The sequence below is a fragment of the Pseudomonas inefficax genome (genome assembly GCF_900277125.1).
GTDB classification, from domain to species: Bacteria; Pseudomonadota; Gammaproteobacteria; order Pseudomonadales; family Pseudomonadaceae; genus Aquipseudomonas; species Aquipseudomonas inefficax.
Window position 1 is genome coordinate 203,709 of the sequence record NZ_OPYN01000001.1, and the last position, 14,895, is coordinate 218,603.

10 protein-coding genes are annotated in these 14,895 nt (G+C 56.5%); 5 read left to right on the forward strand and 5 right to left on the reverse strand.

The annotated features are described in order from the left end of the window. Positions 1-89 precede the first annotated feature (89 nt). The 4 genes from JV551A3_RS01015 (at position 90) to JV551A3_RS01030 (ending at position 4,252) form a co-directional block, all read left to right on the forward strand. Positions 90-1,058, forward strand: coding sequence for a LysR family transcriptional regulator (locus JV551A3_RS01015; RefSeq protein WP_011953108.1), 969 nt, complete (start codon positions 90-92; stop codon positions 1,056-1,058). A gap of 210 nt (positions 1,059-1,268) precedes the next feature. After that, positions 1,269-2,576, forward strand: a complete 1,308-nt coding sequence (locus JV551A3_RS01020; protein WP_009395904.1) for an OprO/OprP family phosphate-selective porin — start codon at positions 1,269-1,271, stop codon at positions 2,574-2,576. 298 nt (positions 2,577-2,874) lie between these two features. Further along, on the forward strand, positions 2,875-3,900 hold the full coding sequence (locus JV551A3_RS01025) for a hypothetical protein (protein ID WP_011953109.1): 1,026 nt from the start codon (positions 2,875-2,877) through the stop codon (positions 3,898-3,900). Between the two features lie 127 nt (positions 3,901-4,027). Next, a complete protein-coding gene (locus JV551A3_RS01030; protein ID WP_010951451.1) occupies positions 4,028-4,252 on the forward strand; it encodes a hypothetical protein in 225 nt (74 codons plus the stop codon). Positions 4,253-4,344: 92 nt separating this feature from the next. On the opposite strand, the gene JV551A3_RS01035 is transcribed toward JV551A3_RS01030, so the two are convergent. The 5 genes from JV551A3_RS01035 to JV551A3_RS01055 form a co-directional block, all read right to left on the reverse strand. Continuing rightward, positions 4,345-6,342 (reverse strand): heavy metal translocating P-type ATPase, encoded by a 1,998-nt coding sequence (locus tag JV551A3_RS01035; protein WP_133978230.1) that lies wholly within the window; start codon positions 6,340-6,342, stop codon positions 4,345-4,347. A 202-nt stretch (positions 6,343-6,544) separates the two neighbouring features. Beyond that, a complete protein-coding gene (locus JV551A3_RS01040; protein ID WP_003253432.1) occupies positions 6,545-6,868 on the reverse strand; it encodes a DUF2790 domain-containing protein in 324 nt (107 codons plus the stop codon). A 162-nt stretch (positions 6,869-7,030) separates the two neighbouring features. After that, positions 7,031-10,192 (reverse strand): CusA/CzcA family heavy metal efflux RND transporter, encoded by a 3,162-nt coding sequence (locus JV551A3_RS01045; RefSeq protein ID WP_010951454.1) that lies wholly within the window; start codon positions 10,190-10,192, stop codon positions 7,031-7,033. Positions 10,193-10,216: 24 nt separating this feature from the next. Next, on the reverse strand, positions 10,217-11,467 hold the full coding sequence (locus JV551A3_RS01050) for an efflux RND transporter periplasmic adaptor subunit (RefSeq protein WP_012269854.1): 1,251 nt from the start codon (positions 11,465-11,467) through the stop codon (positions 10,217-10,219). Positions 11,468-11,535: 68 nt separating this feature from the next. Beyond that, complete coding sequence (locus JV551A3_RS01055; protein ID WP_010951456.1) at positions 11,536-12,807, reverse strand: TolC family protein; 1,272 nt, start codon at positions 12,805-12,807, stop codon at positions 11,536-11,538. Between the two features lie 403 nt (positions 12,808-13,210). Between JV551A3_RS01055 and JV551A3_RS01060 the strand changes: the two genes are divergently transcribed. Next, positions 13,211-14,554: an OprD family porin gene (locus JV551A3_RS01060; RefSeq protein ID WP_003253422.1), complete on the forward strand. Its 1,344-nt coding sequence runs from the start codon at positions 13,211-13,213 to the stop codon at positions 14,552-14,554. Positions 14,555-14,895 lie beyond the last annotated feature (341 nt).

Here is a 14,895-nt window from a genome sequence, read left to right on the forward strand (position 1 = left end):
CGCATGCATGACCCGTGGATTACAATGTTGACAAGATAAGGAAACACCGGGTGGCATTGAGATAGATTCCCCGAATTAAGGGGGACCTAATGGTTACACAAAATGAAACATATACAAGCAGCGTTGTTCCTTACAGCCCTGACATATTGGATGATTTGCCAATTGATGATCAGCTGGCCGTAGAGTTTTTCGCAACAGCACGTTGTGCCAGTTTCAAACAGGCTGCCCGAGGGCTCAATGTGCCAGTGGTAGGCCTGCGGAAACGCTTGGAGAAACTGGAAGAGCACATTGGTGCTCCCGTGTTTGTCTACAAACACAACAAGCTTGCCCTGACCCGCACAGGCGAGAGGGTCAGCCATTACCTGTGCCAGCTCTTCGGCCCAGACGGCCTTGGCAAGTCCGGTGAAAAGGAAGTCCCCAGGCTTACCATCGCGATCACAGAGCCAGTGCTGAACGACATCGTAAACCGCGATCTAGTCGCCTACGTGCGTGATCATGCCGAAATGCAGCTGGAAATCCATTCAGAATGCACAACGCAGATGCTTTCTGAGTGTGAAGTCGATGTGGGTATCGCTTTGGTGAGCCCAGATGATAAAGGCGCGCTTGATCGCCATCCTACGTATAGGTTTGAAAGGCTTGGCCGGATTGGGCACGCCCTGTTCATTTCCAGCCGCTATTCAAGAAGCGTCACCCTTCCAGTGGAGAGCTTGGATTTGCACAACTTCATGCTCGTTGTCCCTTGGGATGAAGAGATCTTGGCGGGCTCACGAAAGTGGGCATCGATAATGGCTGAGCATCAGGGCGGTACCACTCGGGTCAAGAGCTACAACCTATCACGAGGCCTTGTCGTTGGCGGTGCGTGTATTGGAGTGCTGCCCGACTACAGCCGAAAACTGGAGAGAAATATCCTACCCGTGCCGGGTTTCCTGGACGACCTGGAGGAGAAAGATGTCTATCTTGTTATCAAAACGAAGCTTGTCCGCAATCCGCAGGTTTTGGAAATTCGAAGATTGATCAAGAAGAGCTTTTTTGATAAGAAGGACTGGCTTGTTCGGTAACAGTTTTGTTAGGTTTCAAACTCCTCCGTTAACACTACAGAAACACAACTGTCATATTCGCTTGCAACCTAGTCAGAGTGCTTAGAACAAAGGCATCTTGTTACAGCGGGTGACAACCGTGGCCTGCTCCCATCTGCAAGATAAATTTAGGCCGGCGCAGGGCGAAATATAACGTCGGTAGCTAAGCACTTAACATACGAGAGGCAAGCAATGATCCGTTCTTCGAACATGCGGGAAAAGCTGTTGGCTGCCGCAATAATAGGCACATTTTCCTCGCAAGCATTCTCCGGAACAGTAACCACTGACGGAGCTGACATCGTTCTGAAGACCAAGGGCGGTCTTGAAGTATCGACTTCTGACAAGGAATTCAGTTTCAAACTGGGCGGCCGAGTTCAGGCCGACTACGGCCGTTTCGATGGTGTCTTCACCAAGAATGGCGATACCGCTGACGCAGGCTACTTCCGTCGCGCCTACCTTGAGCTCGGTGGCGTGCTGTACCGCGACTGGAAGTATCAGCTCAACTACGACCTTTCCCGCAACACGGGCAACGACTCCGACGGCTACTTCGACGAAGCCAGCCTGACCTACACGGGTTTCAAGCCGGTGCAACTGCGCTTTGGCCGTTTCTACACCGACTTCGGTCTTGAGAAAGCCACCAGTTCGAAGTGGACCACCGCCATGGAGCGGAACCTCTCGTACGACCTGGCGGACTGGATCAACGACAACGCCGGCATGGGTGTTCAAGCCACCAGCACCATCGCTGACATGGCTTATGTTTCCGGTAGCGTTTTCAGCGAAACCAATAACAACTCGGATGGCGACAGCACCAAGCGCTACAACGTACGTGGCGTGTTCGCACCGCTGCACAGTGATGGCAACGTCCTGCACGTCGGTGCTCAGTACGCTTACCGCGACCTCAAAAACAGTGCGGTCGATACCCGGATTCGTTCGCGTCTGGGCGTCCGCGGTGTAGATACCAATGGCGGCGGCGATGCCGGCACCAACGGCAACCGCATGCTGTTTGGCGGTGCTGCTGCACAAGATGGCCTGTGGAAGGACGACTCGGTCTGGGGTCTCGAAGGTGCCTGGGCCACCGGCCCGTTCTCGGTTCAAGCGGAATACCTTCGCCGCAAGCTGAAAGCTGACCAGGCCAACAACGACATGAAGGCCTCCGGTTACTACGCCCAGATGGCTTACACCCTGACCGGCGAGCCGCGTATCTACAAGCTCGATGGTGCCAAGTTCGACACTATCAAACCAGAGAACAAGGAACTGGGGGCCTGGGAAGTCTTCTACCGCTTTGACGATATCAAGGTCGAAGACGGCAACCTGGTCACCGCGGCGGACCAATCGAACGAGCGCAAGGCCAAGAGCCACACGGTGGGTGTGAACTGGTACGTCAACGAGGCGGTGAAAGTCAGTGCCAACTACATCAACGTGCGCACCGACAACAACGAGAACACCGTGGGCGACGACAGCGGCAATGCCATCGTGACCCGCCTGCAATACGTCTTCTGATCCCTCTCATCAGTCTGACGTGAGAAAGCCGGAAGCGCTCAACGTGCTTCCGGCTTTCCTGTTTCTGGAGGTGATCAAGCATGGAGCGCCCTCCTCCTACCTGCTTTCGCTTACCGATGACCGCTCTTGCCAAAGCTCGGCGAATCTGATGTGATTGCCGCGTCGGGCTTTGCATGGTGGCCGTGCAAGCAAATCAAACCTGACTCCTATTCATGATTGAACCTGATTCGACGTCCAGCTTCGCGTCTAACGGCCCTACAAGCGCAGCTACCCCAACGTCGCTCATTAGGGGATAGTCATGTCTGCAAAAAAGCTGCTTCAACCTCTCGCTGCTCAGCTGCACGCCTCGTTCTCGGCTTCTGGCCGCCCGTACTCTCATCTGCACCTCCACCAGCTGTTCCACGCGGCCATCGGCTCCGTTGCACCGCAAGTTGCCATCCAAGACAAGCTGCCAATTCAGGTCTGTCGTGACAACGAGACACGGCAGTACAACCTCTACGCGGCGGTCGAGCGGGCGAAAACGTGCTTAGGATTGACCGATCTTCAAGCAGTCGGTGTGGCTGAAGAAGTCATTGAGGTGCTACGAACTGCGGGAATCGGCGTGAACCAGGTTCGCCTGCTCCTTGACCCCTCCTTCAGCTCGAAGACTCGCAAAAAGGCCTTCAAGGCTCTCTGCAAGAACCTGGATCTGAACGAGCTAGGCGATCGCTTCGTCCCCAAGACTGCCACGTTGGCCATCGCTGCTGGTATTGCGCCGCCTCCCAAAATGTCGTGGAAGGATCGCTTCGCCCTGGCTGCAAATTCCCCCATGCGGGGGCCAAGCGAGCTCATCAGCATGGTCAACCGGGATGAGTGTTATCTGTGGGTATTCCCACCGACTGACCATCATGCGACGGCTCCAGCGACGCATGACCGTTTCTTTGGTGAAAAGACCCACCCGAGCGCAGAAATGGGCATGGGGTTCAGCATCATCGATTCCGGCTGGACCCGCCCCAAGTACCCGCTATCCAGGCAGTCACAAGAGACCTTCATCCAGTATTCGCTTTCTGCGCCGATGTGGTCCTGGCGCGCACAAAGTGACACCTGGCGCCTGGGAAACATCCTGCGTTCAAGAATCCTTGACGGGGCTCCTTGGCATAACGAGCCTCTGAGTGACGTGCTTCCGAGCGGCCTTAAATCCCTGCCCCGGATCTATGGGTGCGAAACCTGCCGAACGCTGTTCATTGAGAATCACAGCGACTACCCGGATGTACCCACTCAGTGCCAATGCGGTGAGGCGAGCAGCACGGGTGACCAAAACGAGTCATCTGCTCTCAATAGCTGATTTTCCTTACGGTGGCGGGCTGAGCCCCCCGTTAGGGATTGGCTATGGGAGCGGGATTCGCTCACCCCAAACCTGAAGGCGCCGCCACCTAACCGAGCGATATGAGCTGAATGCTCGCGGAGTAGATATGCAAAAGAGTAAAAACAAACAGGACACCCTGGCGGCGATCAATGCGCTTGTCGAGATTGCGTATGATCAGGGATTTGCGGACGGACACGGAGTCGGCAATCAAGTCGGTTTCGTAGCCGGTGTCATGAGCCTCAAAGCTGCATTGGCCTGCGGCTTACGGCATGGCTCACCTGAGTGCGGAAAGGCCCTTGAAAGCCTCAAGCGCATCGGGATCGACGAGTGAGAGAAAAGTACGGGTCGTGCGCTGATCGCGCACGACCCGTACTTCTACTTCAGGTCATTTCCCTGCTTAGCTTCATGATTGAAGCTCAGGGATCAGGTGCTTCTGCGGTAGGCCAACAGGCGCAAGGCGTTGAAGACGACCAACAGTGTGGAGCCCTCATGGATCGCAACAGCGGCACCAATGCTCAAGCCCATGATGGTGGACGGAACCAGGATGGCCACAATCCCCAAGCTGACGAACAGATTCTGGTGGATGATCGATCGCGTGTGACGGCTCAGCCCCACCGCAAATGGGAGTTGCCTGATGTCGTCAGCCATAAGCGCGATATCAGCCGTTTCCAGGGCAACATCAGATCCAGCAGCCCCCATTGCGATACCAACGCTCGAACTGGCCATGGCAGGGGCATCATTGACGCCGTCACCCACCATGGCCACCTTGGCGCTAAGGCGCAGGTTTTTGATGGCCTTGACCTTGTCTTCCGGCATCAGGTCTCCCCACGCTTCATCTAAGCCAACTTGTTTGGCTACAGCCTCTGCAACGCGGTTGTGGTCTCCAGAAATCATGACCATGCGTTCGATGCCCATCTCTCTAAGCTTCTGGAGTGCCTCTTTGGCCCCCTCCCGGGGTGTGTCCAATAGCCCGATAGCGCCCAGATCCTTGTCAGCACGCCGTACCACCATGGTGGTACGGCCTGACTGACGTAGACGCTCCGCAGCCTCCAGGGCTGCCTTGCTGAGTGCGGGAATACCATTGGTACCGAACATCTCGACCTTGCCAATCCAGACGAACTGCCCATCAAGCTCAGCACGCACGCCGCGGCCAATCATGTTGCTCATGTTCTTGGCTTGGAATCGGCGCCGTGTGCCAATCATCTCTTCACCGTCACGCACAATTGCCGCAGCCAGCGGATGGTCGCTCATCGACTCCACAGCGATGGCGACGTTTAGCAGATCCTCGATCTGCGTGCCGCCTATGGGTATTACATCGGTGATACGTGGGCGCCCTTCGGTCAGGGTACCGGTCTTGTCGAATGCCATGGCATTCAATGATCCAAGCTCTTCAAGTGGCGCACCGCCCTTGATCAGCACGCCACCTCGGGCTGCCCTGGCGATGCCAGAGAGAATGGCGCTTGGTGTAGCGATCGCGAGCGCGCAGGGGCTGGCTGCAACCAGTACGGCCATCGCCCGGTAGAACGAGTCACGGAACGGCTCGTCAAGGAAAATGCCGGCAAATAGCAGCCCGACTACCAGCAGTAAAACCAACGGGACGAATATGCGTTGGAAGCGGTCCGTGAATCGCTGGGTCGGTGACTTCCTGACTTCGGCTTCACTGACCATCTTGATGACCCGCGCCAAGGTACTCTCCGTAGAGCGCCGGGTTACCTCAACCTCGATGAGCGTTTCGCCATTGATGGTACCGGCGAAGACTTTCGAGGCTGCATCCACTGCATCTGGCTTGCTGCGTGCGAGTTCGGCATCAGGAACAGGTTGCTTGTCCACGGGGACGCTCTCACCGGTTACTGGCGCCTGGTTGATACTTGAGGAGCCTACGACTACAAAACCATCGGCCGGCAGGCGGTCATTGGGGCGCACGATGACAACGTCACCGGGAACCAGCAGCTCCACGGGCATCTCCACCGTGCCATTTGCTCTGCGTACGATCGCGGTGGCTGGTGCGAGCTTGGACAGTGCCTCAATCGCTTTCTTGGCCCGCCCCATCGCGTAGCTTTCAAGGGAATGCCCCAGACTGAACAGGAACAGCAGCAGAGCCCCCTCCGCCCAGGCGCCGATGCTCGCGGCACCGACTGCGGCGAGAAGCATCAGCGAGTCGATCTCGAAGCGTTTCTGACGGATGTTGGTAACCGCTTCCTTAGTGGTGAACCATCCACCGAACACGTAGGCCGACACGTACAGAATCAGAGGCAGACGATCAATCAGGCCAAGTTTTCCTGCGAGAGCTCCGGCACCCAGGAGAGCACTACAGATCAGCGCGAAAATCAGCTCTGTGTTCATTCCAAAAATGCCGCCATGCTCATGGCTATGACCTTCATGCCCGGCTTGGTCATCAGGGCGTTCAAGCAAACTCTTCATAACTCGTCCCTTCTGGGGTCAAGGCTTCCAATTGCCCTCTGCAGTTGGGGAGCCGTCTCTGTTGGTTGGCTAAGATCTATTGCACGGTTTGCCCGAGCCCAGGCGTTAACATTTCGAAGCTATGGGGTATCGGGCGTAATAAAAAATGCCAGGCACTGCCTGGCATTTATGAATTCTCTAATTGTTCTGTTCAAATCGTTTACTACTTGTTGTTGATGCATTGCGAATACATCGAGTAACGAACAGTCTTGAGCGTGCCCTGGGAGTCCTCGAAGGTCATCAACCGTGGATAGACCTGGCAGGTACGGGGGTCCTGCGACTGACGTACGAATTTCGCAACGTCTATCTTCATGCCATATTTGTAATCCTGAATCTCTGGCATTGGCTTGCCATTTTTCTCCGCGTACTTGGCCACTGCGGTCTGGTGTTCCTTGGTGTATTGAAGCTGCTTGCTCTCGGAGAAAGTGTTGGCCTGCGAAGCCACCGAGAAAACAACAAGTGCAGCAGCGATAATTAGCTTTTTCATAAAACCCTCTCAATTTCAAAACTTCTCGGGCGTAACCTTAGCAATGCATAGGCATCACCGGCATGACGAGAAACTTACAATTTTGAAAGGTAAGTGCATCTACTTCACTTTAAACAAAAAAGCCCACAACACGTGTTGTGGGCTTCTCTTTAGCGGAGGCTGTTAGCTAACCACTTCGGCCTCGTCGCCGTCTTCATCCTTGCGGTGTGCCCAGTGATACAGGGCAGGCAGTACCAGCAAGGTCAGTGCGGTGGAGGACAGGATCCCGCCAATCACCACCGTCGCCAATGGCCGCTGAACTTCGGCACCGGTGCCGGTGGCCAAAGCCATCGGGATGAAGCCCAGGGACGCTACCAAGGCTGTCATCAGAACAGGTCGCAGACGGGTCAATGCACCTTCATCGACTGCCTGTCTGAGCGTTCGTCCCTCCTCCCTTAGCCCGCGGATGAAGGCAATCATCACCAGGCCGTTCAGTACTGCAACGCCGGACAGTGCAATGAAGCCGACACCTGCCGAGATCGACAGTGGGATGTCCCGCAGCCACAACGCCACAACACCACCGGTGAGTGCGAATGGAATACCGGTGAAGACCAGCATGCCGTCCTTCAGGTTGTTGAACATCAGGAACAACAAGGTCATGACCAGCAGCAAGGCGACTGGAACAACGATCTGCAGGCGTTTGGCAGCCGACTGCAGCTGCTCGAACTGGCCCCCCCAAGTCGTCCAGTAGCCCGCAGGGATTTGCACCTTCTTGTCCAGCGATGCGGTCGCCTCCTCAACGAAGGACCCCAGATCGCGGCCTCGAACGTTGGCGCTGACGATAACCAGACGTTTGCCGTTCTCGCGGCTGATTTGGTTCGGGCCCAGTTGCAGGTCCAGATTGGCGACCTGGGACAGCGGGATGAAGCCGATCTGATTGGCACCCTGTGCCGCATTGGCAGGTACCGGGATCAGCAAGCTGGACATACCCGCTACGTCGGTGCGAACGGTCTCTGGTAGGCGTACTACCATGTCGAACCGACGGTCGCCCTCATACAGCGTGCCGGCCTGACGGCCACCCACGGCGATAGCGATCGAGTTCTGAACATCCGCGATGTTCAGGCCGTAGCGTGCTGCTTTTTCGCGGTCAATGTTGATGGTCAGCACCGGCAGGCCGGATGTCTGCTCAACTTTCACTTCCGATGAGCCCGGGACCGCTTTGAGCGCTGCCGCGATCTTGTTGGCGGTGTTGTTGAGCACGTCCATGTCATCGCCGAAGACTTTCACAGCGACGTCACTACGCACGCCCGAAATCAGCTCGTTGAAACGCAGTTGGATTGGCTGCGACAACTCGTAGTTGCTTCCTGGAACACCCGCTGCGGCCTTCTGCACTTCAGCAATCAGCTCATCACGAGGCTTCTTCGGGTTAGGCCACTGATCCTGAGGCTTGAGCATGATGTAGGCGTCAGAGGCGTTCGGCGGCATCGGGTCAGATGCAATTTCTGCGGTACCCGAGCGTGCGAACATCCGCTCAACTTCAGGCACCTGCGCAATCACCGCTTTCTCCAGACGCTGCTGCATCTCGACAGATTGAGTGAGGCTCGTTCCAGGCACACGCATGGCCTGCATCGCAAAGTCACCCTCACTGAGGCTTGGGATGAACTCGCTACCCATACGACTTGCCAGCAAACCACTGAGCACGACCAAGGCTACTGCGGCCGAGAAAGCGATGTTCCGATGTCCCAGCACCCATTGCAGAACCGGTTCATAGCGCAGTCGAGCTGTGCGCATGACCACGCCTTCCTCTTCCTTCACCTTGCCAGTGACGAACATGGCAATAGCTGCAGGAACAAAGGTAACGGACAGGACCATTGCACCCAGCAGCGCCATCACAACGGTGAAGGCCATCGGGTGGAACATTTTGCCTTCGACGCCGGTGAGGGCGAAGATCGGCAGGTACACCACCATGATGATCAGCTGACCGAAGATCAGCGGCCGGCGAGCTTCTCGCGCCGCGGCAAAGACCTCGTGGAAGCGTTCGGTTTTGGTGAGCATGCGGCCATGCTTATGTTGCGCATGAGCCAGTCGACGGATCGCGTTTTCTACAATAACCACGGCACCGTCGACGATGATGCCGAAGTCGAGTGCCCCCAAACTCATTAAGTTGGCACTGACCTTGTTGTTGAACATGCCTGTGAAGGTGAACAGCATGGACAGCGGAATCACCATCGCGGTGATCAGAGCCGCACGGATGTTGCCGAGGAACAGGAACAGAATGGCGATAACCAGGATCGCGCCTTCCACCAGGTTCTTCTTCACCGTCGCGATGGCTTTTTCAACCAGGTTGGTACGGTCGTAAACAGTCACAGCCACCACGCCCTTTGGCAGGGTGCGGTTGATGTCCGCCAATTTGGCGGCGACAGCTTGAGATACGGTGCGGCTGTTTTCACCAATCAGCATGAACACGGTACCGAGCACGACTTCGCGGCCGTTCTCAGTAGCAGCACCTGTACGGAGCTCTTTACCGATGCTGACGTCAGCAACGCTGCTGATGCGAATCGGTGCACCATCCACACTGGTGATCACGATGTTGGCGATGTCTTCGATATTGCCTACCTGACCCGGTGCACGGATGAGCAACTGTTCACCATTACGCTCGATGTAGCCGGCACCGACGTTGGCGTTGTTACTTTCCAACGCTGCGACCAGGTCATTGAGTGTCAGCTTGTAGGTAGCCAGGCGCTTTGGATCCGGCGCAACCAGGAACTGCTTGGCATAACCGCCGATGGTATTGATCTCGGCCACACCCGGGACGTTACGCAGCTGAGGCTTGATGATCCAGTCCTGGATCACGCGCAGGTCGGTCGGGGTGTACGGCGTACCGTCCTCTTTGACCGCGCCATCTTCGGCTTCAACAGTCCACAGGAAGATCTCGCCGAGGCCGGTAGATACCGGACCCATGACGGCCTCTACACCTTCTGGCAGCTGTTCCTTCGCAACCTGCAGCCGCTCGTTGATCAACTGGCGGGCAAAGAAGATGTCAGTGCCATCCTTGAAGATCACGGTGACCTGAGACAGGCCAGAGCGAGACAGGGAACGGGTCTGCTGAAGGCCCGGGAGACCGGCCATGGCCGTTTCAACTGGAAACGTGATCCGTTGTTCGGTTTCCAAGGGCGAGTAACCAGGCGCTGCAGTGTTGATCTGCACCTGGACGTTGGTGATATCGGGTACCGCATCGATGGGCAGCTTTTGATAGCTGTAGATACCGATACCCGCCATGATCAGAACGGCGATCATTACTACGATGCGCTGCTCGATGGCGAATCTGATGATACGTTCAAACATGAGAAATCATCCTGTCAGTTCGCATCAGTGACCGTGTTCGGCAGAAGCTTTGCCGAGCTCGGACTTGAGTGTGAAGCTGCCACTGGTTGCTACCTGGGCGCCGGCTTCAATACCGTCGATGATTTCCACGTACCCATTGTCGCGGCGACCCAGTTTTACCGGGCGGGTGTCAAAGCCATCTGGGGTGCGTACGAATACCGAAGGTTTGTCTTCAACGGTCTGCACAGCGTGCTCAGGGACCGCTACGGCAACTCGATCGGTCTGGAAGGTGACCGCAATGTTTACGAACAGGCCTGGACGCCAGGCGCCGTTGGGGTTGGTCAAGGTGACGCGGACAGTAGCTGCACGGTTTTGCTCGCCCAGCAGGCTGCCGACATAACCCACCTTCCCTTCGACCTCGACGTTCATGTCAGGCGAAGAGACTTTCACTGCACGGCCAGTCGTGACCTTGCCCAGATCTGTCGGCGGAACTGCGAAGGTCGCCCAGACCTGATTCAGGTCGGAAAGGATGAAGGCGTTGGTCGCCTCGCTGACGACTTCGCCGACGGTCAGGTGTTTCTCCACTACCACGGCGTCGAAGGGAGCGCGGAGCTCGTAACGATTACCGCCAACGGAGTTAACCGAGGCACCGATTGCGCCGACCTTCTGCTTGGCGTTGGCCAAGGAGATCTCCGCTTCTTGCAGCGCTTGGCGTGCTTGGAGGTAGTCTTGCTCTGCAGAGATCTTGTCCTGCCACAGTTGCTTCTCACGTTCGAAGGTCACACGCGCCAGTTCGACGCGACGCTGTGCGGCCTGTTGTTCGCTGCGCAGGTCAGAGATCTGCTGGCTGGCGATTACCGCGAGGACTTGCCCTTTCTTGACCGTCTCGCCCAGGTTGGCCTGGACAGCCTCAACAACGCCAGGAACACGAGGAACCACGTGGGCAGTACGATCTTCGTCGAAGCGAATTTCGCCAGGGAAGCTCACGACGGTACCGAGGTCACGAGGCGCTGCAGCTTCCAGGGCAACACCAGCGGCCTTGATCTGTTCAGCGCTGAGCGTCAGCTTGCCCTCTTCTTCACCGCCCTCTTCGCTGTGGCCTTCTTCACCATGGCCCTCATCACCTTCCTCTTTGGCGGCAGATGCGGCTTTCTTTTCGTCGCCATGGCCATCGTTAGCGCCATGCTCGGCAGTACTGGCGGCCTGCTGTCCGGAACTGTTGTTCCAGGCAAGGCTGCCAAATCCGAGGGCTGCCACAGCGGCTACCGCGAGGGCGATCTTGCGTTTGTTATCCATTGCTACTCCTGCTGATCGTAGGCACCGGCTTGTTCAAGGCTGTGTGCCGAAGAAAATGTTTGGCCCGTTCAGCGAGTGCCGGCGGTTGAGCCGACTTCGCCATAAACCCTTTCCACCTGCGCACGCGCATTGGTCGCCGCTGCCAACGATTCGAGGTATTGGCCACGAGCGACGATCAAGGTGCGCTGGGCATCCAGCACTTCGATGAAACCGAATTTGCCCATCTCGAAGCCGCGGGTTGCGGTCTCTACGGCTTGTTGGGCTGAAGGCAGAATGGTCTTGTCGTAGGACTCGACCTCCTGCATGGCGGTGGACCATTGGTTCAACGCGGTTTGGGTTTCGGTGCGCAGGCGCAGCTCAACAGCATTGCGCTGGTCCCGGGCCTGATCTGCACGACGAGAAGCGGAAAGAATGTTGCCCTGGTTACGATCGAACAGCGGCAAAGGCATAGACAGGCCCACAGTGTTGACCCGCTCGCGCACAGAGCGGTCGTACTGGCTACCTACACTGACAGTAAGGTTCGGGATACGCTGAGCTTTCTCTGAGCCGAGCGAGGCATCGCTCTTGTCTATCTGCACCACGGCCTGACGCATTTCTGCTGTTTGGTCGAGCTTAGCCAGCAGATCTTCAGTGCGAGGTGGCAAGCCCGGGGAGAGGGTTGGCGATTCGAGTCGATCAAACACGGTGACTGAGCTCCCGGTAATTTGAGCGAGCTGTTGGTAAGCGGTCGCTTTTTCCGTTTCTGCACGTCGAACTTGCAGCTGGGCTTCGGCCAGTTGCACTTGAGCGCGGGTCGCCTCCACTGGGGACGACTTACCTGCGCGAACACGGCCATCGACGATGCGAAGACCGCGCTCAGTCAGTTCGAGAGATTGCTTGGCCAGGTCGAGACCTGTCTGGGCCCGCAACGCGGCGTAAAAGGCTTGGACGACATCTGCACGCAGGCCGTTAACGCGACGGTCTAACTCAAGCTGTGCGGCGGTCTGCCCGTATGTGGCGACGTCAACACGAGCCCCCCGCTTACCGCCCAGCTCAAGGGTCTGGCTGAGAGAGACAGTCGTCTGGCTGGTGTTACGACGGGTGTCTTCCACGTCATACGAGATTGTGGGGTTGGGGATAAGCCCGGCCTGCTTGCGAGCACCATCAGCGATCCCAATTTCTTGCCTGGCCGCGGCCAGGTCTGGGTTGGCATCCATGGCCGTCGAAAGCGCCTGGGGCAAGCTGATGCTTTGGGCAAGGGCTGCAGGCGCCATCAACCCAGAGATGACTGCACAGAGTGCAGCGATCTTCCAGGGCGAGACGGGGGTCTTGGGTAAGACATTGCGGTTATACCGGGGCACTTTGATGGTCCTCGTGCACAAACTTCGATAAAGCTTGGCGAGAACGCCGAAACAGCTGCCAAGCCCCACTTGATTAGGTGATGGCACTCTAATGAGCGGTAGCTATCAGAGGGGTGGCTAGAAAATTACAATTCCGTAAGAATGTCCTGTAATGCCCGAAAATACTGGGAAACCAAACCCGACACGATGATTTCGTTACAAGCAACGGAGATGGCAAACACGCGGTGCGAAGGCCCGAACAACAGGTAGATGACGAAATTGTAATTTTCCTATCACCCCCCCGTTATCTTCGGCCTGCAAATATGAGCTCGCGCTACGCTAGGCGCGCCGCCTGGTCAGAACAATTAACGACACCCGCGCCGGTAAACATAATAAAAACTGCCGTGAATCAAAGGAGCATCGGATGAAAATCAAAGTACCACTGTATTTGGCGGCAGTTTCTGCGCTGTCTGGAAGCTATGCTATTTCGGCACAAGCTGAAGACAAGCCAGAAGGCTTCATTGAAGGCAGCAGCCTTACAGTGTTGAACCGTAACTTCTACTTCAACCGTGATAACCGCGACAGCACCGCCCCCACTTACAACAGTGGCAAGGGCAATACGAACGGCTACTCCGAAGCCTGGGCGCACGCGATCATCAGCAAATTCAACTCCGGGTTTACCCAAGGTACCGTTGGCTTTGGCGTTGATGCCTTTGCCATGATCGGCCTCAAGCTCGACACCGGTGATGGGCGCAACGGCGGCCGTAGCTCCTTCGACGTGCTGCCCGTTGATAACAAGGGTGAAGCTCGCGACGAATACACCAAGGTCGGCGGCGCAGCCAAAGTCCGCTTGTTCGATACCATCGTGAAAGTGGGTGATGTCTTCCCATCGACCCCGGTCGTCGCATCGGGTGACTCTCGCCTGCTGCCAGAGAGTTTCCGCGGTGTGACCGTTGAGAACACCAGCATCCAGGGCCTTACCCTCCAGGGTGGTCGTCTGCATGCGATGAGCCAGCCGGTCTCAAGCAACCTGAACGACAACTTCGTGACGTTCTACGGCGGCCCGGTCAACTCGCCATGGATCGGTTACGGTGGCGGTGACTACTCGATCAACGACAACTGGACTGTGAGCGTCTACGCCAGCCAGCTGAAAGACGTCTGGAATCAGTACTACGCCGGCACAAGCGTGGTTTACCCGCTGAGCGACGATCTGGCGCTGATCGGTGGCTTCAACTACTACAAAGCCGTAGATGAAGGTAAGAAGCGCCTGGGTGAATTCGACAACAACATCTGGAGTGCCAAGGTCGGTGTGCGTTACGGTGCCCACACCCTGGCCCTGTCGCATCAGCGCAACAACGGCGACGACGATTTCGACTACCTGCGTCAGTCGGACTCGATTTTCGTCGACAACTCCATCCAGTACAGCGACTTCAACTCGCCGAAAGAGCGTTCCTGGATGCTGCGCTATGACCTGAACTTCACCAGCTACGGCATTCCAGGCCTGACGTTCATGACGCGCTACGCCAGAGGCTCGGGTGCGGATTACTCGAACGCTAACCAGTTCTACATGCGCACCGACGACAACGGCAACCCGCTCGACAATCAGAAGCGTTGGGAGCGTGACGTCGAAGTCAAATACGTTGTCCAAACCGGTCCGGCAAAAGATCTGTCCTTCCGGTTGCGCCAGGCAACCACGCGTGCCACTGCTTTCGAATCGGATCTGGATGAAACTCGTGTAATCATCGAGTACCCGCTTTCGATTCTGTAATTCGCTAACTGGGCCAGTTATCCATTGGCGGGTCCTGTTAGTAAAACGAGCATTACGCATTCACCTTGAGTGGCTTAAGTGCTCCTTTGGTAAAAGGTGGATATTTGGCGCCCATTGGGCGCCTTTTTTTTGCCTAAAATTCAAGTAGGCGTTCGATTGTACGCATCGCATGCCGGTGAAGTTCATGACTACACCAATGACCAGTCTCTTCAATGTGAGCGACCTCGCCGTCATCTGAGCGGAACGAAGCCAGCACAAAGAAGAAAATAACCCAATACTTCATAAGGTCAAATCACCTGCTGGAGAGAGGGCCCGCAACTGTCAAACCCAAACCGCGACAA

What these genes read in the sequence shown, in the direction of transcription:
- JV551A3_RS01025 (WP_011953109.1), top strand. Translation starts at nt 2,875, where the DNA reads ATGTCTGCAAAAAAGCTGCTTCAACCTCTCGCTGCTCAGCTGCACGCC.
- JV551A3_RS01040 (WP_003253432.1), bottom strand. Translation starts at nt 6,868, where the DNA reads ATGAAAAAGCTAATTATCGCTGCTGCACTTGTTGTTTTCTCGGTGGCT.
- JV551A3_RS01035 (WP_133978230.1), bottom strand. Translation starts at nt 6,342, where the DNA reads ATGAAGAGTTTGCTTGAACGCCCTGATGACCAAGCCGGGCATGAAGGT.
- JV551A3_RS01045 (WP_010951454.1), bottom strand. Translation starts at nt 10,192, where the DNA reads ATGTTTGAACGTATCATCAGATTCGCCATCGAGCAGCGCATCGTAGTA.
- JV551A3_RS01030 (WP_010951451.1), top strand. Translation starts at nt 4,028, where the DNA reads ATGCAAAAGAGTAAAAACAAACAGGACACCCTGGCGGCGATCAATGCG.
- JV551A3_RS01050 (WP_012269854.1), bottom strand. Translation starts at nt 11,467, where the DNA reads ATGGATAACAAACGCAAGATCGCCCTCGCGGTAGCCGCTGTGGCAGCC.
- JV551A3_RS01060 (WP_003253422.1), top strand. Translation starts at nt 13,211, where the DNA reads ATGAAAATCAAAGTACCACTGTATTTGGCGGCAGTTTCTGCGCTGTCT.
- JV551A3_RS01020 (WP_009395904.1), top strand. Translation starts at nt 1,269, where the DNA reads ATGATCCGTTCTTCGAACATGCGGGAAAAGCTGTTGGCTGCCGCAATA.
- JV551A3_RS01015 (WP_011953108.1), top strand. Translation starts at nt 90, where the DNA reads ATGGTTACACAAAATGAAACATATACAAGCAGCGTTGTTCCTTACAGC.